General features: G+C 61.0%; 17 protein-coding genes and 1 tRNA gene. 8 read left to right on the forward strand and 10 right to left on the reverse strand.

Annotated features, from left to right (window positions below; translation table 11 throughout):
* The first annotated feature begins 1 nt into the window (after position 1).
* The 3 genes from QTL96_RS24090 (at position 2) to QTL96_RS24100 (ending at position 1,814) form a co-directional block, all read left to right on the forward strand.
* Positions 2–340 (forward strand): integration host factor subunit alpha, encoded by a 339-nt coding sequence (locus tag QTL96_RS24090; RefSeq protein ID WP_018898677.1) that lies wholly within the window; start codon positions 2–4, stop codon positions 338–340.
* 230 nt (positions 341–570) lie between these two features.
* Positions 571–1,104 (forward strand): MerR family transcriptional regulator, encoded by a 534-nt coding sequence (locus QTL96_RS24095; protein WP_018898676.1) that lies wholly within the window; start codon positions 571–573, stop codon positions 1,102–1,104.
* 71 nt (positions 1,105–1,175) lie between these two features.
* Positions 1,176–1,814 (forward strand): HAD family hydrolase, encoded by a 639-nt coding sequence (locus tag QTL96_RS24100; protein ID WP_289729507.1) that lies wholly within the window; start codon positions 1,176–1,178, stop codon positions 1,812–1,814.
* A 3-nt stretch (positions 1,815–1,817) separates the two neighbouring features.
* On the opposite strand, the gene QTL96_RS24105 is transcribed toward QTL96_RS24100, so the two are convergent.
* Positions 1,818–1,967: a hypothetical protein gene (locus tag QTL96_RS24105; RefSeq protein WP_018898674.1), complete on the reverse strand. Its 150-nt coding sequence runs from the start codon at positions 1,965–1,967 to the stop codon at positions 1,818–1,820.
* Positions 1,968–2,199: 232 nt separating this feature from the next.
* On the opposite strand from QTL96_RS24105, the gene QTL96_RS24110 reads away from it, so the two are divergent.
* Positions 2,200–2,276: transfer RNA gene (locus QTL96_RS24110), tRNA-Pro, on the forward strand.
* A gap of 254 nt (positions 2,277–2,530) precedes the next feature.
* On the forward strand, positions 2,531–2,743 hold the full coding sequence (locus QTL96_RS24115) for a hypothetical protein (RefSeq protein ID WP_289729489.1): 213 nt from the start codon (positions 2,531–2,533) through the stop codon (positions 2,741–2,743).
* Between the two features lie 33 nt (positions 2,744–2,776).
* Here the strand turns inward: QTL96_RS24115 and QTL96_RS24120 are convergent, their stop codons facing one another.
* The 6 genes from QTL96_RS24120 to QTL96_RS24145 form a co-directional block, all read right to left on the reverse strand.
* Entirely contained in the window at positions 2,777–2,926 is a 150-nt protein-coding gene (locus QTL96_RS24120; RefSeq protein ID WP_018898672.1) for a hypothetical protein, read from the reverse strand.
* A gap of 66 nt (positions 2,927–2,992) precedes the next feature.
* Complete coding sequence (locus QTL96_RS24125) at positions 2,993–3,286, reverse strand: helix-turn-helix transcriptional regulator (RefSeq protein WP_047513165.1); 294 nt, start codon at positions 3,284–3,286, stop codon at positions 2,993–2,995.
* A gap of 38 nt (positions 3,287–3,324) precedes the next feature.
* Entirely contained in the window at positions 3,325–4,569 is a 1,245-nt protein-coding gene (locus tag QTL96_RS24130; protein WP_289729490.1) for an O-antigen ligase family protein, read from the reverse strand.
* Positions 4,566–6,119: an undecaprenyl-phosphate glucose phosphotransferase gene (locus QTL96_RS24135; protein WP_289729491.1), complete on the reverse strand. Its 1,554-nt coding sequence runs from the start codon at positions 6,117–6,119 to the stop codon at positions 4,566–4,568. Before QTL96_RS24135 ends, QTL96_RS24130 begins: the two co-directional genes overlap by 4 nt.
* Positions 6,120–6,176: 57 nt before the next feature.
* Entirely contained in the window at positions 6,177–7,346 is a 1,170-nt protein-coding gene (locus tag QTL96_RS24140; protein WP_289729492.1) for a glycosyltransferase family 4 protein, read from the reverse strand.
* 6 nt (positions 7,347–7,352) lie between these two features.
* Complete coding sequence (locus tag QTL96_RS24145) at positions 7,353–7,928, reverse strand: polysaccharide biosynthesis/export family protein (protein ID WP_018898667.1); 576 nt, start codon at positions 7,926–7,928, stop codon at positions 7,353–7,355.
* A 188-nt stretch (positions 7,929–8,116) separates the two neighbouring features.
* Between QTL96_RS24145 and QTL96_RS24150 the strand changes: the two genes are divergently transcribed.
* Positions 8,117–10,279, forward strand: a complete 2,163-nt coding sequence (locus tag QTL96_RS24150) for a Wzz/FepE/Etk N-terminal domain-containing protein (protein ID WP_289729493.1) — start codon at positions 8,117–8,119, stop codon at positions 10,277–10,279.
* Here QTL96_RS24150 and QTL96_RS24155 read toward each other — a convergent pair whose 3' ends face one another.
* Both QTL96_RS24155 and QTL96_RS24160 read right to left on the reverse strand, forming a co-directional pair.
* On the reverse strand, positions 10,280–11,524 hold the full coding sequence (locus QTL96_RS24155) for a GNAT family N-acetyltransferase (RefSeq protein ID WP_289729494.1): 1,245 nt from the start codon (positions 11,522–11,524) through the stop codon (positions 10,280–10,282). It abuts the gene before it with no gap.
* Between the two features lie 117 nt (positions 11,525–11,641).
* Positions 11,642–11,851, reverse strand: a complete 210-nt coding sequence (locus QTL96_RS24160) for a DUF2842 domain-containing protein (protein ID WP_018898664.1) — start codon at positions 11,849–11,851, stop codon at positions 11,642–11,644.
* A gap of 120 nt (positions 11,852–11,971) precedes the next feature.
* Between QTL96_RS24160 and QTL96_RS24165 the strand changes: the two genes are divergently transcribed.
* A complete protein-coding gene (locus tag QTL96_RS24165) occupies positions 11,972–13,075 on the forward strand; it encodes a COX15/CtaA family protein (RefSeq protein ID WP_289729495.1) in 1,104 nt (367 codons plus the stop codon).
* A gap of 453 nt (positions 13,076–13,528) precedes the next feature.
* Here QTL96_RS24165 and QTL96_RS24170 read toward each other — a convergent pair whose 3' ends face one another.
* On the reverse strand, positions 13,529–16,426 hold the full coding sequence (locus tag QTL96_RS24170) for a ribonuclease E/G (RefSeq protein WP_289729496.1): 2,898 nt from the start codon (positions 16,424–16,426) through the stop codon (positions 13,529–13,531).
* A 711-nt stretch (positions 16,427–17,137) separates the two neighbouring features.
* On the opposite strand from QTL96_RS24170, the gene QTL96_RS24175 reads away from it, so the two are divergent.
* The gene (locus tag QTL96_RS24175; RefSeq protein WP_289729508.1) at positions 17,138–18,319 is read left to right on the forward strand and encodes an N-acetylmuramoyl-L-alanine amidase; all 1,182 of its coding nucleotides are present in this window, start codon (positions 17,138–17,140) and stop codon (positions 18,317–18,319) included.
* The last annotated feature ends 212 nt before the right edge of the window (positions 18,320–18,531 follow it).

Here is an 18,531-nt window from a genome sequence, read left to right on the forward strand (position 1 = left end):
GATGACCGGCAAAACAGTCACGCGCGCAGACTTGGCGGAATCCGTTTTTCGCAAAGTCGGTCTGTCCCGCACGGAATCGGCGGAGCTCGTGGAGACTGTGATCGACGAGATCTGCAACGCCATCGTTCGCGGTGAGACGGTCAAGCTTTCCTCCTTCGCGACCTTCCAGGTCCGCGACAAGAACGAGCGCATCGGCCGCAACCCGAAGACCGGCGAAGAAGTGCCGATCTCTCCGCGCCGCGTGATGACTTTCAAGGCATCGAACGTCTTGAAGACCCGCATCCTGAAGGCGCACACCCTGCGCAAGGTCAAGACCAAGCCGGCCAATCCGGCCGCCTGATCGCTTTCCGATATCGTCGCCCCACGAGGCCGATCGACGCTTCCCGTGAATTTTCCGCAACGTTTTCTGTGCGAATTCGAGACGTGACTTGAATTAACGCAAGCAAACCGTTGAAATATGATGAGTCGCGGCTCGGACATGTCAGGTGCGAGCCCCTTCGCCTTGCCGATAAACGGTAAGCGCGACGCGCTGAAGATCGCGTGCTGAAAATCGCGTAGGGAGTGAGAACCTTGGATAAGAGCCCGGATGCTTTTCGCACCATCAGCGAAGTAGCGGATGACCTCGATCTTCCGCAGCACGTGCTGCGCTTCTGGGAGACCCGCTTCCCGCAGATCAAGCCGATGAAGCGCGGCGGTGGCAGGCGATACTACCGGCCGGAAGACGTGGATCTGCTGAAGGGCATCCGGCACCTGCTCTATGATCACGGCTACACCATCAAGGGTGTGCAGAAGCTCCTGAAGACCAATGGCAACAAGTTCGTCATCGCCATCGGCCATGGCGATCTTGCGAGCGTCCAAGCGCTGACAGGGCAGAGCGAAGGCGAAGCCGGCGAACCCAGGGTCGGCATGTCCGAGGAAGATCAGCTGGTCGGACGCGCCAAGGCGCCCGCTTCCCGCCGCTTCTTCAACTTCGGCGGTGGCGACGACGAGGCGGCCGAGGTGTCGCTCGGCAAATCGAGCGTCGGCAAGGAAGATCGGGCGCTGTTGCAGGAGGCGCTCTATGATCTCCTGGAATGCAAGCGCCTTCTCGACCAAGTCCGCTAAGGCCGGCGTCAAGCCGTCCGGGATGATACCACATTGCCAGCCAGGAGCTTAGCGTGCCGGTTCCCACAAAAATGTATGACGCCTTCCTCTTCGACATGGACGGAACGCTGCTCAATTCCATCGCCGTGGTCGAGCGCGTCTGGACCGGCTGGGCGGTGCGCCATGGATTTGAGCCCGAGGTTTTCCTGAAGACCATTCACGGTGTTCGCGCCAGCGACGTGATCTGTGGCCTGTCGCTGCCGGGTGTCGATCCCGAGCACGAAGCAAAATTGCTGCTGCAGGAAGAACTTGAGGATGTGAACGGGATCATCGAGATCCCGGGCGCCGTAAAATTTCTGAACAGCCTGCCGCCGGAGCGCTGGGCCGTCGTCACATCGGCGCCGACAGAGCTTTTCAAGCTCCGAATGGCCGCAGCCGGCATCCCGATGCCGAAAGTGATCGTGACGGGTGAAGAGGTTTCATCCGGAAAGCCAAGTCCGGAGGGCTATCGCCTTGGCGCCGAACGCCTCGGCGTCGATCCGGCCAAGTGCCTCGTGTTCGAGGACGCGGTCGCCGGCATTCTCGCGGGCGAGGCGGCGGGCGCGGATGTGGTCGTTCTGACCCAAACCCACGCCACGCCCTTTGAGACCCCGCATATGTCGATCGCCGATTATCTCGGCTGCGGTGTTGCGATCGCCGAAGACGGGCGTATCGGCTTTACGCGCGGCTAGCGCTCACTGCTTGCGCGGCAGGCCTTGCTTCTGCATCCGCTCAAACGCAGCCATCATCTTCGCCTTGACGGAACCGAGCGTTCCGAGCTCGTGGCCGCAGGTGAAGCACGTCAGCATGTCGCTATCCAGCGGCTGCGGGCGTTCGAACTTCATTCTGGTGTTCCTGCACTTCGGGCAGGGGATCTCGATTTCCATGCTATGTCTCCCTGAGCAATCTGACGTCCCAATAGTCAGATGAGCGCGGCAGGGCAAGCTCTTTACGGCGGCGGAGAGCTTCGTCGCACGCGGTCTGCCGAAAAGAACTGGTGAATTTCTGAGTGATGTCGATTTTTCGCTTGCGCCGAAAATCCCAAAAGACTAACAGGATCAGGCCGTAAAGGCAGGTCGGGGCGTAGCGCAGCCCGGTAGCGCACTTGACTGGGGGTCAAGGGGTCGCAGGTTCAAGTCCTGTCGCCCCGACCATTTAATCAGATTTTCGGCAGCCCCCAGGAGCCGAGATCACAATCAAAACTCTGATGAATAACTGGATTTGGCAGCCGCGTCGCGGCGCAACGCGAATTCTTGATTCGATATCTGTCAACAACATTTGACGTGGATATCCAGTATTAAATTGGATTAAGCCGACGCTGAGAATAAATCAGCTGGTAAACCTATGGTCGTCTCGAATATCGCGCCGATTTGTGGCATGGATATACAGGAGATGCATGAGGTTGTTCATGATTGATATCGCTGGAAGTCAATCTATTCGTGAGTGGATGTCAGAGGCAATTTCGAAGTTGATCGATAATGCTATTCAGGCCGGTTGGCCGGAGCATGATGTCGCGCTGTTGCTGATGGAGCTTGCAGAGGATCATTTCATGAGGGTTACGGCCGGTGTCATCATTGAGGACGCGCTGTATTCCCAGCGCGCCGCCAATATCAAGAACTGAGCGCGGTCGCGTCGCGCCAGTCGCTTGCAAGTGTCATTTCTGCTCGATGGACACGCCGTTCTGGCCGATGCTCATCTCGACGCCCTTGGGCTTCGTCTGTTCGTGATAGATATAGGCGCCAAGCCCGGCGACGACGACAATCAGAGCGCCGATAACAACATAAAGACCGTTCGAGTTTCTCAAGAAACATCCCCCAACATTTTGATAATGCGCGGGAATAACGCGAAACCTCGATTTTGGTTCCAGCGTTCAGTCGTCGTTTGCGGAGTTCAGGTTTTCCGGACGGATACCCTCGTCGCTGCCGGTGCGCGCCTTCAGCCGGACGCCTGGGCCACCCTCGTCATGATTGCCGCTGGCAATGAACAACACGCCACCCGTTTCGAGCGCCTGCTTGACCGCCAGCAGCGCCTGCGGCTCGCCTTGCGTCTCGTCGCGCTCAAGAGTTTCGAGGGTTGCGACGGGCAGGCCGGATGCGGTTGCCAGTTGCTCTATGGAGATGCCCATCATGGCGCGGGCGGCGCGTATCTGCATGGCTGTGATCATAAGGAAAGACTAGCGCGCCGGTGGCGGTTCGCAAGGGCTCAGTGGCGGTCGCGAGCGTTTGGATCGCGCATATGCCGCGCCTCGAGCGCAGCGCAGCCCCAGACGACACCGAAGAGGAGGTAGACATGGCGCCAGTGGTCGATGTCGATGACGTTGCCGATCGCGGCGTGGCCGAGAACACCGATCCAGGCGATCATCAGATAGGGCTGCCAAGGCCGGTTCTTCAGCAGGTTCTTGAAGCCGAGATAGAAGGTCCAGAAGAGCATGCCGACATAGCTGACGAAGCCAAGCCAGCCGTAGGTCGTCAGCGATTTCAGCCAGATGTTGTGCTCGTCTTCGGGAAAGATGGTGCCGAACACCATCGGCCCGATGCCGAGCGGTCGCTCCATCATCATCGTGAAGCCGATCCGGTGGCGATCGAAGCGCCCGAGATGCTCGCCGTCGTATTGCTGCACCAGCTGCGCGCGCGTCGAGAACAGGTCGCTGACCTTTGGAAACTGCAAGGCGATGACAAGCGACGCGACCAGCATCAGGATCGCGGCCAGCGACAGAACGAGAATGCGCAGCCGGAAGGCGCCGCTGCGTTCCTTGAGCAGCATCACGAAGATCAGGAGGATGATGGTGAGCAGGAACAATCCCCATGCCGCGCGCGAGAACGACAGGAAGACACCGAGCGCGAGGATTAGCAGCGCCGCAGCCTTGATCGGCGCGGCCCGCAGGTTTCCCGTCAGGATGCCGTGCACGAGATAGAGGGAAGGGGGCACGAGGAAAGGTCCGAACACGTTGGGGTCCTGAAAGGCACCCTTGGCGCGGTCGTAAAGCGTGAAGACCTCGGAGCCCGGAAAGGCGTGAAAATAGCCAAGAATGCCGAGCATAGACGTGATGACGGCCGCGAATGTCCAGGCATTGAAGATGAGCGGCAGTCGGCGATGACTATCCTCGATGATCGCGGCGTAGAAGACGGCCGTCAGTGCGAGGAAGGTCGAGACCGCCACATACATCGGACCATCGGCGAGATCCTTCATTTGCGTCAGCGACAGCATGCCGCCGACGTTGAAGGTGATCAGCAGGGCGAGAAGCGGAACGGTATAGCGGGAGATTCTGAGGCCGAGGATGAACCACAGCCCGACTAGGCCGGCCATCCAGAGTTCATAGGGGGCGGGCTCGCTGATGACGAAGCCGGACAGGAACACGCCGACCGTCACGGCCGCCGAGCCGATCAGCCGTAGTGTTGCCCGTTGTGGATGGGCGACGCGTGGGTATGTCGCCTCGATCGCGCTCAATAGGCGTTTTCCGTGTTGAACAGGCGAAACGGCGTGAGGAACAGGATCTTCAGGTCGAACCAGAGCGACCAGTTCTCGATGTAGTAGAGATCGTAGGCCGTGCGGAACTTGATCTTGTCGTCATTGTCGACTTCGCCGCGCCAGCCGTTGATTTGCGCCCAGCCGGTGACGCCGGGCTTGACGCGGTGGCGCGCGAAATAGCCCTCGACGACATCGCCGAAGGCGCGGTCGCGGGCCTGTGCAAGCACGGCATGCGGGCGCGGGCCGACGAGCGACAGATTGCCAAGAAGCACGTTGAACAGCTGCGGCAGTTCATCGATCGACGTCTTGCGGATGAAACGGCCGACGGGGGTGACGCGCGGGTCGCCCTTGGTGACTGCCGCCTTTCCGGTCGGGTCGCTCATGTTGGTGTACATCGAGCGGAACTTGAAGACGTTGATGACCTCGTTGTTGAAGCCATGCCGCTTCTGCATGAAGAAGACGGGTCCCTGCGACGTCGCCTTGATGGCAATGGCTGTCGCCAGCATGATCGGCCAGAGCACGAGAAGCGCAAGCACGGCGAAGAAGATGTCGAAGCAGCGCTTGGCGACCGAATCCCAGTCGCGAATGGGCTTGTTGAAGATATCGAGCATCGGCACCGAGCCGACATGCGAATAGGCGCGCGGACGGAAGCGCAGCCGGTTGGAATGCGCGGCGAGACGGATATCGACAGGCAGAACCCACAGCTTCTTCAACAATTGCAGGATGCGCGCCTCGGCGCTGAGCGGCAGCGCGATGATCAGCATGTCGATGCGTGTCAGGCGAGCGAACTCGACGAGCTCGCCGATCGTCCCTAGCTTCGGATAGCCCGCGACCATCGCCGGCGACCGCTTGTCGCCGCGGTCATCGAATATGCCGCAGATGCGGATGTCGTTGTCTGGCTGCTGTTCGAGCAGACGGATGAAATCCTTGGCCGGCTGGCCGCCGCCGACGAGAACCGCGCGACGCTCCATGATGCCGTTTCGCGCCCAGTTGCGGATGCCGTAGGCAAGCAGGAAGCGCGATGCGAGCAGGAAGACGCCACCGAGGATGAACCACGAGAGATAGGACCGCAGCTGCGCCGCATCGACAGGGCTAACGATCGCGACAATGGCGACCATGGCACCAAAGACTAGCGTCCATGTCAGGAGCACCTTCGGCAGCGGGCGCGTGCGGGCGCGTAGCGCCGGGATCGTGTAGCAATCAGCCGTCTGCAGGGCGAGCACCAGCGCGGCGCCGACGCATATGGATGCGACCGCGCGCATGGAGATCGTTTCCTCGGTATCCATCCACAGCAGGAAGGAGAGGAGGCCGATGCCGAACTGCGACAAGAACTCGATCAGGCGAAACTGGCCGATCATGATCGCGGGCGTGCGTGTTCCATCGCTGAACTGCTCGGCGATCTGACGCGCGTAGTCGTTGAGCGGCTCCGAGGTGGTTTTCTCAGTGCCGCCGCTGCGTCGATTGACGTCGGAAACTTGCTTGCGCAGGGTTTCCAGATCAAATTGATCGTTGTTCTCTGCCTTGTTCATGAGGCTACCGCCGCTGTTTCACCAGTCGGCAATAGCAGAAAGCCCCTAAGAAACGTTTTACGAAGTGGCTTTACTTGTCTTTGCGGCCCGGCGCTCAAGCAGTTCGCGATAGAGTTTCAACACATCCTTGGCCATGACGGTGGCAGAAAAGACCGACCGCACCTCATCGATCGGAGGCATGGTTTTCTCATGCCATTCGGGAACGCGGATGGCATCGGCCATCACCCGTGCAAGGTCGTCGGCATTGTCAGGGGCGACCAGCGCCTCGCTATCCTTGCCGAGCGCTTCCGGAATGCCGCCGACGCGGGTCGCGATGATCGTCTTGCCGGCGCCAAGCCCCTCAAGCACGATATAGGGCATGGCTTCGGCCCGCGAGGGTACGACGAGGTTCTGCGACATCGCGAACGCCTGCTGCACGCGCATCGCAGGCAGCATGCCGATACGCTTGCCGAGGCCGCGCTCGACCATCATTTCGCGGTAGCGATCCCGATCCGGCCCGTCGCCGATCATAAGAGCAGAGAGCGGCCGGCCGATCAGGCGTTCGGTCTTTGCAAACGCGTCCACAAAAAGGTCGGGACCCTTAAGGTCCCGCAACATGCCAACATAGATGAAGTGGACGGCGTCGGACCGGGTCGGGACGAGCTCGAAGTCTCGCTCGCTGATCCCGTTGTAGATCAGCCGCGTCTGCGTCCGCGGGCGGCCGACCCTCTTGGTGTAGGTGTCGCGCTCGTACTCGCAGATGAACACCAGGGCGTCTGTCAGATATTCCTGCAGCCGCTCCATGCGGAGCACGAACTGCCCCAAAAGCGACGAGCGGGAATAATGCAGGCTTCCGCCATGGGCAGTGTAGAGGCGGGCTACGCAATACCTGTTCACCCGCAGGGCCGAGCCGGCTAGCCGCGCGAGCACACCGCCTTTGGCGCCGTGTCCGTGCAGCACATCCGGCCGCAAACTTTTGATCTTCTTGTAGGCGTCCCAAAGCACGCCGATATCCGAAGGGCTGATCGAGCGCCGGATCGGCACACGCGTCAGCCCCAGCGCCAGATAAGGCCTGATGTCGTCGAACAGTGCGTCCTCATGCTCTCCGCCGGTCGAACTGTCGCAAAGAATGCCTACTTCATGGCCGGCCTTGCTGTGCTCAATCACCAGATCGCGCACGTGGCGGAAGATGCCGCCGACCGGGGACCTGAAGCAGTGAATGATGCGAAGGGGCCGCTGTTCGCTCATCTATGATCAGAACAGCCGTTCGCGGACATAGAGCGTATCGCCGGCAATGATGGCGGACGAGATGTTGACGCGTCCGGTCATCACCTGGCCGTTGATCTTTCTGGTCACGTCGACGGCGCTCTGGTTGGCGCGCGGCGTAAAGCCGCCGGCAACGGCAATCGCGTTCTGCGCCGTCATGCCGGGAACATAGGCGTATTGGCCGGGCTGGCCGACTTCACCCATGATGAAGATGGAACGATAGCGGTCGACATCGATGGTGACGTCGGGATCGCGGAGGTAGCCCTGCTTCAGCTTCTGCGCGATCTGGCCGGAGAGCTGCTGCAGCGTGCGGCCACGCGCCGGCACCTGGCCGACAAGCGGGAAGGCGATGTAGCCGGCCTGGTCGATCGTGTAGGTGTTGGTCATGCTCGGCTGGTCGAACACGGTAATACGAAGCCGGTCGCCGCTATCCAGCGAGTATGGCTGGATCGTTGCCTGGTTGAATGCGCGCGGCGCGGGCTGATAGCTGTTGCAGCCGCCCAAGACTGCTGTCATGGCGGCGAGGCTCAAAGCCATCAGAAACTTGGGCTGTGCAACAGGCATCTGCTTCTCACAGGAAACGAAACTCTTGCCCCGTTATCGATCCGTTAGGGTTAATGACCGGTAAAGACTGCCGTCAAATTCGCTCCTTCTTGAGCTGCGAAGGCTGTCAGCCCTGCGCCCGCAAGCATTAACCCTTGAGTTACTATAGTCATTTACCCTCGCGGCACCTTTGTTCTTGGAGTACGAGCATGTCCGGCGTGACGGGTAATCAGGATGTCGATATCGATCTTGCCCAGCTGGTTCGCGGCGTCTGGGCCCGTCGGCTCAAGGTCGTGGCGATCACCTTGCTCGGGGCAGGGGTGGCCTTTGCCGGCGCCAAGATGATCTCGCCGAAGTATCGCAGCGAGACCCGCATTCTGATCGAGCCACGCGCGCCGGCCTTTGCCACCGCGCAGGCGACGGATGCGAATGCAGGCCAGCTCCTCGACGAATTGAATATCTCCAGCCAGGTGCAGCTCCTGCAGTCGGCCGATCTCATCAAGCAGGTCATCAGCAGCCAGAAGCTCTACGATCTTCCGGAGTTTGACGCAGCCGCCAACAGCTCCGCGCTCGGCGACATTCTGATCGCGCTGCATTTGAAAAAGAGCCCGCTTGCGAACCCGCCGGAAGAGCGCGTCATCGACGCCTTCGTGGAGCGCCTGCAGGTCTATCAGGTCCCCGGTTCCCGCGTCATCGGCATCACCTTTACCTCCAAGGATCCGGCGCTTGCGGCAACGATCCCCAACGCCATGGCGGCTGCCTATCTCGCCAAGCAGAGCGGCGCCAAGCTCGATTCCAACTCTGAAGCCACGCGTTGGCTGGAACCTGAAATCGAGAACCTCCGCACCAAGGTCAGCGACGCCGAGCAGAAGGTTGCCGAATACCGCGCCGCCCATGGCCTGCTGCCGACCAATGGCGGCGGCAATTTCCAGACACAGCAGCTGAACGATATCTCCGCCGAACTCACACGTGTCCGCGGCGAGAGGGCCAATGCCGAGGCGCGCGCGCAGTCCGTGCGCAATGCGCTGTCCTCGGGCGAAGCGTCCGATACGCTGCAGGACATCATGTCGTCTCAGTCGATCCAGCGGCTGAAGGGAACGGAATCCGGCCTGCAGTCGCAGATCTCGGACCTTCAGACGTCACTGCTCAACAACCATCCGCGCTTGAAGAGCCTCCGCGCCCAGCTGGTCGATATCAAGACGCAGATCCGTCAGGAAACGCAGAAGATCCTGGCCAGCATCGAAAACGAAGCCAAGGTCGCGACGCTTCGCGAACAGGAGCTTGAGCAGCAGTCCAACAAGGTCAAGGCCAACAGCGCCCAGGCTGGTGAGGATGAGGTCGGCCTGAACGCGCTTGAGCGCGAGGCAGCCGCCCAGCGTCAATTGCTCGAAACCTACCTGTCGCGCTTCCGCGAGGCCGCCTCGCGCGCCGACAAGAATTCCAGCCCGGCTGACGCCCGCATCGTCTCGACCGCTGTTCAGCCGGTCGATCCCTACTTCCCCAAGGTCGTCCCGATCGTTGTCGTCGCAGCACTCGCGACCTTCATCATGACCTCGATCGCCATCATGCTGGCCGAGCTTTTCAGCGGCCGCGCGCTGCGGCCGACGTCGGGAGCCGAGGTCGAGGAACGCATCGAACGGGAAACGGTCGAAGTTGTCGTCGCTGCGCCACCGGCACACACACCGGCGTCGAGCATGCTCGCCGTCCAACAGGAAGAGAAGGACGAACAGCAAGACGAAGTCGCCGAAGAGCTCGTCTTGGAACAGCCTGAGGAGGAGAACGAGTTCTCCATCGCTTCTGTCGCGCATTACCTCATCGGTAGCCGCGCGCCGCTGGCGATCGCAATTTCACCGACCGGTGACAATGGGTCGGTCGCGACCGTAGCCTTGGCGCGCACGCTTGCGTCCGCTGGCTCTCGTGTCGTGCTCGTCGACATGACGGGCTCCGGTCACCCAACGGAACTGATGGCGCAGGGCCGCTCGCTGCCTGGCGTCACCGACCTTTTGTGCGGTGAGGCAGCCTTTGGCGACACCATCCATGGTGATTACCTCTCCGACGCCCACTTCATCCCGCAGGGCACCAGCGACATGCGCCGCGCCATGCGCGGGGCCGACCGCCTCTCGCTGCTGCTCGACGCTCTCTCCTCGGCCTACGATCTGGTGCTAGTCGAATCCGGCGCTGCCGATGTGGCCGGCGTCTCCAAGCTCACGCAGAGCAAGACCGTCGAAATCATCCTCTCCATGCCCGAGATCGTCGAGGAAGAGTTCGTGGCCGCCATGACCAGCTTCGAGGAGGCGGGTTACGAGCGCGTCGTGCTGATGTCCGGCGGCAATACGGATGGCAATGCGACGGTCGCTCAGCAGGCGGCCTGATCAGACGCCGGCGAACCGGCGCAGGCGCTGGGCGGCGCGATAAAGCCGCTGTTGCGATTTGACGTAGGCCTTGGCGCGGGTGATGAGCCGATGCACCGCGCCGGCGACCATGCCGCGAGCGGTGAGGGGCAACACCACATCGTAGTGATCCGTTTCGGCAGGCGCCCAGGAGCGCTTGTAGCCCTGGTCACCCAGGCCGAAATCGAACATGCTGACGCCCTTGCCGTGCAGGCCGGATATCATCTGCCAGAACAGAAACTCGCCCGGGCTGGCCTCGGCGCCTATGTTCTCGTCGATCGCGCTGAACTGGCAGATGACGTGATCACCCTTGCGCGAGATGCCGGCGACGGCCGCCACGTGACCGGCATGCTCTCCTTTCAGCTGGATCGCATGCATTTCGAGACCTGACAGTTCCTTCTCGGCATCACGGACATCAATCGCGCCGTGCAGAAAGGCCTTCGTCTCGGCGTCGGCGAAGACATCGGGCAGTCCCATCGCCTTGAAGCGTTCGCTTTTAAGCCGGAAGAACTGGTCGAGAAGCGCGTGCTGGCTCTTGGCATCCGTGCCATGGACATAATCGAAGCCACCCAGCTCCTCCAGCCGCTTCGACTGCACCCGGAACTTCTTCCGTCGGCTCTTGGCGTTCAATTGCTTCAGCGTTGCTTCCATCATGTCGAAAAGCGGCAGTTGATAGGCGTGGTTCTGATTCTGCACCATCGGCAGCAGCGCCAGCGGATTGCGACGGCCGCGCCATGTCAGGGGAATGTTTTGCAAGAGCAGGAGATCGGCTTTGCCCTTGAGCGCGCCGGAGATACGCGCGGCAAGGTCATGCGCATCGAGTGCCTCGAAGCCATCCGCGAGATCGGCGGCAAACAGCCCCGTATTGATATTGCTGTGGTCAGCCCCGATGAACTTCGCGACACGCACGCCGCGCGAGCGGATGATCTCGACGGGGAGGATGAAGACGGTTCGTGTTCCGGACCGGCCACGGATGATGGCGGCAGGATTGCCGTAGGCCTTCATCCAGGATGCGCACCAGTCATAACCCTGGTGCAGGGAATTCAGATTGTCACGCTCGAGCGCCCGCCATTCCGGCTCGATAGCAGCGATGGAATCGACAATGTCGATCTCGATCGCATCGAAGGACAGCCGTGCATTGATCTCCCTGAGCTTCGCCAATCCGGCATCGGCGTCTGCGGCGATGTCTCGCGGCGCGGATTCCAATGGAAGCTTCTGCGTTTGCACGGGCGTTCTCCGGGAAAAGATACTGCCCGCGAAAATAGCGCGGCAGCGCGTCGATTTCCTTTACACGCGCGATGCCGACGGCTTTTCCGTCAATCACGGTTAGTCCGCGATTAATGCCTATTGCTGCTTCGGTCCGGCCATCCACTTGATGATGACCATCGCCGGCAACACCCAGAGCAGTCCCGTCAACGAGAAATAGAGCAGGTGCCCCCACCAAGGTGCATTGCCGAGCGTCGCAACCGCGATTGTATTCGCAACCAGCGCATAGACCAGAACGAGGACGACGATGAGGATGGTGCCGATGAACTTGCGAAGGCGGACAGGCATCTGGTGAATTCCGGTATGGGATGTGCAGGCAGGCCACCGCGACGGCATGCCGCAAATGTTCGGACTTGTTTTGCATCAGTGGCTAAGGCAAATCAACTGTCGGAACGAAGGAGTCCGTCCATGGCCGTCGCCGATCTCACGACTGAACAGGAAATTCTGCGCCAGGTGCGCAAGCAGGATAGCAATCGCAAAGCCATACGAATTTGGCTCGGCATCGTCCTTCTCGCACTGTTCTGTCTGGTGATCGTTGGCGGCGCGACGCGCCTGACCAATTCCGGCCTGTCGATCACCGAATGGAGGCCGATCCATGGGGTCATTCCGCCGCTGAACGCCACGGAATGGGAAGAGGAATTCAAGCTCTACCAGCGCATTCCCGAATTCCAGCAGATCAACAGCGACATGACCGTCGATGAGTTCAAGGGTATCTTCTGGTGGGAATGGGCCCACCGCCTGATTGCCCGCGGCATCGGCGTGATCTTCGCGCTGCCGCTCCTTTACTTCTGGGCAACCGGCAGGATCGAGCGCCGCCTGCGCTGGCCTCTCGTCGGCATCCTGGCGCTCGGCGGCTTCCAGGGCGCCATCGGCTGGTGGATGGTCTCGTCGGGACTGACCGCGCGCACCGATGTCAGCCAGTACCGCCTGGCGACGCACCTCATCACCGCCTGTCTGATTTTCGCATCCTGCATGTGGATCATGCGCGCGCTCTCGCCGCATTCCGAAGACACGGCACCGACCAAAAGCGCGCGTGTCTGGGCCGGCGTGATCGCCGCGCTGACCTTGTTCCAGATCTATCTCGGCGCGCTGGTCGCCGGTCTCGATGCGGGCTTCACCTACAACACATGGCCGCTGATGGACGGCGCCATCGTGCCGTCCGATCTGCTGATCCAGCAGCCCGCCTGGATCAACTTCTTCGAAAACCCGAAGACGGTGCAGTTCATCCACCGCATCGGCGCCTATACGCTGTTTGCCGTGACGCTGATCAACATGATCATGCTGCTGCGCGCAGCACCGGCAACGACCCACGCGCGCCGCGCCGTCGTCATGTTCGCCCTCGTCACCATCCAGGCCTCGATCGGCATCGCCACTCTGCTGCTCGAAGTCCCGCTCGACTGGGGTCTGCTGCACCAGGGCGGCGCACTCGTCGTCTTCGGCTTCGCCATTGCCAACTGGCGCGGCTTCTACGGCGAATACCCGCACGCGACGGTTATTTCCGAACGCGATTGATTCGGAGCCACGACCTGCAGCGCTAATGCGCGGGTGCGGCTAGCCTTGCGCGGCTGACGCGCCTTGCAGCAATCATCAAGTTTGCCTCAGCGAGATCTGGCGGAAGCCGATCTCGCTGTCTGCTTATCTGCCTATCGCTAAACCGTTGCAGCTTCCGGCTGGAACCAGTTTCCCGCTCATGACAGCCGGCGGCGTCGGTGTGCATAGCCGAGCTAGGCGTGAGCGATGGTTGCTGGCAGGGTAGGGATGAGACGCCGCCGCGTGTGGAAAGCGCTCAGGCATCCGGAGGGCGGATATAGCGCGCCCTGTTTGCCGTGGCGGCAAGACTGACATCCAGTCCCCGCCACCGGGCAACCGATGCGTCCAGGATCTCTCAACACATAACCCGTGAACGAAAAAATCCGGCTGCGTCGCCGCAGCCGGATTTCAATCAGTCACGTCCGAAAATCAGTCTCAGAAAAAACCGCGGCGCTGCCACCAGCCGGCCTTCTTCGGCTTGCCATCGCTATCAGCCGCTTCCGTGGTCGACGACTTGACGGTTGGTTCGGAGGAGGCAACGTTTGCGCCGCGATTGGCGCGAACGGGCTTTGCGTCTTCTTCAGCGGGCGCTGCCAGATCGGCAGAGGCTTCAGCCACTTCCGGCTCGGCGGCAGGAGTTGCTTCGGCAACCGGTGCGGCTTCCACGGCAGGCGCCACTTCTGCTTCGACGACAGGCTCTTCGACCGGCGAGGCCTTGCGGCTGCGGCGAGCGCGCTTCGGCTTTACGTCTTCGGTCACCGTGGCGCCGGCTTCGACGGCGGCCATGGCCGAAGAGGCTTCGACAGCTTCCGCTGCGGCAGCTTCGACGACAACATCGACCGGCGCGCTGTCTTCGGTTGATGCTGCGGCTTCGTCCGTGGTCTCAACTGCTTCCCCGCTTGCGGCAACATCGCCATCAGCTTCGGCGACATCGTCGCCTTCTGCGCCTTCGGCACCTTCCTCGCGGTTGCGGCGACCGCCGCGCTTGCCGCGACGGCGGCGCTTGCGGCGCTGTGCGTCATCGCCTTCGGCGCGTTCTTCGGAGCCGGCAGCGGACGTGGTTTCGGCGTCGTCGCCGTCCTCGTCACCACCATCCTCGTCGCCAGCCTGTTCGGCACCGTTCTCGTCAGATGCCTGCTGCTCGCCATTGCCGTTACGGCCACGACGACGACGGCGACGCTTGCGCTTGCGTCCGTCACCTTCGCCCTCTGCACGGGCAGCAGCAGCCGGACGTTCCGACGCCTGCTTTTCTTCCAGTTCTTCGTCTTCTTCCTCGTCGATCTCGATAACGACGTCATCGTCGTCATCTTCGGGGATGGCCGCGAAGTTGAAGAGCGTTTCGATCTTGACCGGGTTCTCGACGGCTTCGCCGCGATCGATCGCGAAGTGCTGCGCGCCAACGGCGCCATCGGCATCGATGATGATGGCGACGCCGAAGCGGGCTTCATAGTCAACGATCGTCTGACGCTTGTGGTTGAGGATATAAAGGGCGATCTCCGGCGTCGTGCGAACCGTGATGTCGTGGGTCGTGTTCTTGAGCAGATATTCTTCGATACCGCGCAGCACGTGCAGGGCAACGGAAGACTGTGAGCGAACGTGACCGGTGCCGCCGCAATGCGAGCAGACCTGCGTCGTCGATTCGAGAACCGATGCGCGAATACGCTGACGCGACATTTCGAGCAGGCCGAAGTGCGAGATGCGGCCGACCTGGATGCGGGCGCGATCGTTCTTCAGGCAATCCTTCAGCTTCTTCTCGACAGCGCGGTTGTTGCGCTTTTCTTCCATGTCGATGAAGTCGATGACGACAAGGCCGGCCAAGTCGCGCAGGCGCAGCTGGCGAGCGACTTCGTCGGCGGCCTCGAGGTTGGTCTGCAGTGCCGTGTCTTCGATCGAGTGCTCGCGGGTCGAACGACCGGAGTTGACGTCGATCGAAACCAGCGCTTCCGTTTGGTTGATGATCAGGTAGCCACCCGACTTCAGCGTCACCTGCGGCTGCAGCATACGGTCGAGCTGGGCTTCGATGCCGGAGCGCGAGTAGATCGGGTGAATGTCGCGGTAAGGCTGGACCACCTTGGCGTGGCTCGGCATCAGCATCTTCATGAAGTCTTTCGCTTCACGATAGCCTTCTTCGCCGGAGACGATGATCTCGCCGATATCCTTGTTGTAGAGGTCACGGATCGAACGTTTGATCAGCGAGCCTTCCTCGTAGACGAGGCAAGGCGCGGTCGATGCGAGCGTCAGCGTACGGACGTTTTCCCACAGGCGCATCAGATATTCGAAGTCGCGCTTGACCTCGACCTTGGTGCGGTTGGCGCCGGCGGTGCGCAGGATGACGCCCATGCCCTGCGGCACTTCGAGCATCTTGGCAATTTCCTTCAGGCGCTTGCGGTCCTGAGGGCTGGTGATCTTGCGGGAGATGCCACCGCCACGTGCGGTGTTCGGCATCAGAACCGAATACCGGCCGGCAAGCGATAGGTAGGTGGTCAGGGCGGCGCCCTTGTTGCCACGTTCTTCCTTGGCGACCTGAACGAGCAGGATCTGGCGACGCTTGATGACTTCCTGGATGCGGTACTGCTTGCGCGGCTTGCGCTGCACCCGATCGGGAACCTCTTCCATGGCGTCTTCGGCGCCGACGTTCTCGATCACTTCTTCTTCGTGATCATGATCGTCGTCGTCCTCGTCGTCACCGCGGCGGCGCGCATCGACGTCTTCGGAAATCGTGTCGGTCTCGACCATGGCGGCCATCTCGCCGCCGGTGGAACCTTCGTCGTCGGACGATGCCGCGGCGTCAACTTCAACCGTCGCTTCGTCAGCGGCGGGAACGACCTTCTTACGGCTCCGGCGGGGCTTGGCTGCCTTCTTTACAGGCGCCTCCTCGACGGCTTCGACAACCTCTGCAGCTTCGAGGGTCTCTACGACCTCTACAGCGGCTTCGACAGGCGCATCAGGCTCGTCCTTGGCAACGATGCCGACATCGGGTTGGTCCTGGGTCGCGGGGTCGATCCGTGCCGTATCAACATGCTCGACATCGTCGTCGCGGCGATGCTCTTCGGCTTCGGCGCGCAACAGGGCCTGACGGTCGGCAAGCGGGATCTGGTAATAATCGGGATGGATTTCGGCAAAGGCCAGGAAGCCGTGCCGGTTGCCGCCGTAATCGACGAAAGCAGCCTGCAGCGAAGGCTCGACCCTCGTTACCTTTGCGAGGTAGATGTTGCCGCGAATTTGCTTCTTGTGTTCCGACTCGAAGTCAAATTCTTCTATGCGGTTTCCGCGAACGACAACGACGCGCGTCTCTTCCTCGTGAGACGCGTCGATAAGCATTTTGTCTGCCATGTAAGCTGAGCTCCTCGGCGCGGTCGATCGTCGGCAGTCTCCGCAGTCGATAAGACAAGGGGAGTGCGGACCGTCATAGCAGCGCCGGATAGTGAAAGTCGCGATTGGTTCGGTGTGGAAGGCAGCAGCCAGACAGCAGCGGGGAAACTCTTTTCCCGGGGTCTGTAGACTTTAGATAAAACCTGCTGCGACACCATAAAAGACCAAGCGAGATCGACAAAACAAAGACCTTATTCAGGCCCGATGAGTTTGCTCTCTCTTTAAAGAGCGGTTGGTGGCAATCCACCGATGAAGTTTCCGCATACTCCGGAAAAATCAGGATCCATTGTCGAGTGGAAGCATGTAAGACGGCGGACGATTGCCGGTTGTGGCGCCAGGTCCTTTGCGGTTGGCTGCCTTGTCGGCGACTCTATCCCGTCAGTGCTTCTACCCTAAAATTGCTTGTATGTTTTCTCCGTCACAATAGCAAGGGAAAAGCCAAATGTGCCATAATATTGATGGATTTGCAGCATCATAAAAAATAGCGGTGGACGAGGTGATTCCGGCGCGGCGACCATGGCAATTGTTCTCGGTCGCAATCGCGTGTATCGCGGGATCCGGCATTGATGACAATTGGGGCATGACAGTCGGTTGTATAGCGAGACGCGGCGCGCAACGGTGAAATCCAGCTTGCGGACGAAAAACTTCAGGGCTTGGCTGGTTGCCGCGGTAATGGCCGTGGCTGTTCCGTTGGTTGGTCATTCGGTGGCGACCGCGGCCGGTGAAGATCGCTTGCTGGCCTATGGCGCGCGTATCGTCGGCGACGACGCAAGGACCCGCATCGTCATCGATTTCGATCGCCCCCCGAGCTTGTCCATTCACTACATCGCCAATCCGGAACGCGTCGTCGTCGATCTTCCGGCGACCGCTTTCGGTTTCCCAGCCAAGGATCTGGAGGCGAGGGGCCTTTTCAAGGATATCCGCTACGGCACCATGGATGGCGACAGCGCCCGTATCGTGTTGACAGCGACAAAGCCCGTTCGCATCGGCATGGCGAAGGTTCAGGCCGATGAAAACGGCAAGGGACAACGCCTCGTTCTCGAAGCCGAGATGACCGACAAGGCGACCTTCGCCGAACTGGTGAAAGCCCAATCCTGGAACGAGCCCGAGGCCGCGCAGACAACCAGCGCCATACCAGCGCCCGAAAAGGCCGAGCCCGGCGACTTCATCGTCGCCGTCGACGCCGGCCATGGCGGTATCGATACCGGCGCGATCGGTGTCGACACGAAGACCCAAGAAAAGGATGTCACGCTGGCATTCGCCAAGACGCTCGCGGACCGGCTGAACCGCGAGCCCGGCATCAAGGCCTTCCTGACCCGCAAGGATGATTCGTTCCTGTCGCTGTCCGAGCGCGTACAGATCGCGCGGCAGAACCACGCCGCACTCTTCGTCTCGATGCATGCCGACACATTGCGCCAGAAGGATATTCGCGGCGCCACCGTCTACACAATCTCCGACAAGGCGTCCGACAAGCTCGCCGCCGATCTCGCCGACCGTGAAAACCTGTCCGACCAGATCGCAGGCAAGGCGGCCGCGACCGAGCCGCCAGAAGTGGCCGACATCCTGCTCGACCTGACGCGCCGCGAGACGCAGGCGTTTTCGATCTCGATGGCCGAAAGCGTGCTGGCCTCCTTCAAGGATCAGGTCGGGACGATCAACAACCCGCACCGCCACGCCGGCTTCCGCGTTCTGCAGGCGCCCGATGTTCCCTCCATCCTGCTAGAACTCGGCTTCCTCTCGAACAAGGAAGACGAGAAACTGCTGCTCGACGACACCTGGCGCGCCAAGATGGGCGACCTGTTGACTGAGGCGGTGAAGCATTATCACGCATCCATGGTCGCCAATGGCGGCTGACGGGCGGCCGTTGCTCAGATGTGACACTTGCGTGGGTAAACATGTATGCGTGTGGAATTGCAGGCAAAAGCCCTACTTTCCTCACATTCAGGCCATTACTCACGGCTATGTTTCCGTGTGCAAAACGGAATTGGCTTGTGGCCGCATCCGGCATGGAGTAATTCGCGCAGCGTGCAAAGTGCCGCGGTTCATGCGATTGTTATGCGCGCGCC

The organism is Rhizobium sp. S163 (assembly GCF_030380805.1).
In the GTDB taxonomy this organism is placed as follows: domain Bacteria; phylum Pseudomonadota; class Alphaproteobacteria; order Rhizobiales; family Rhizobiaceae; genus Rhizobium.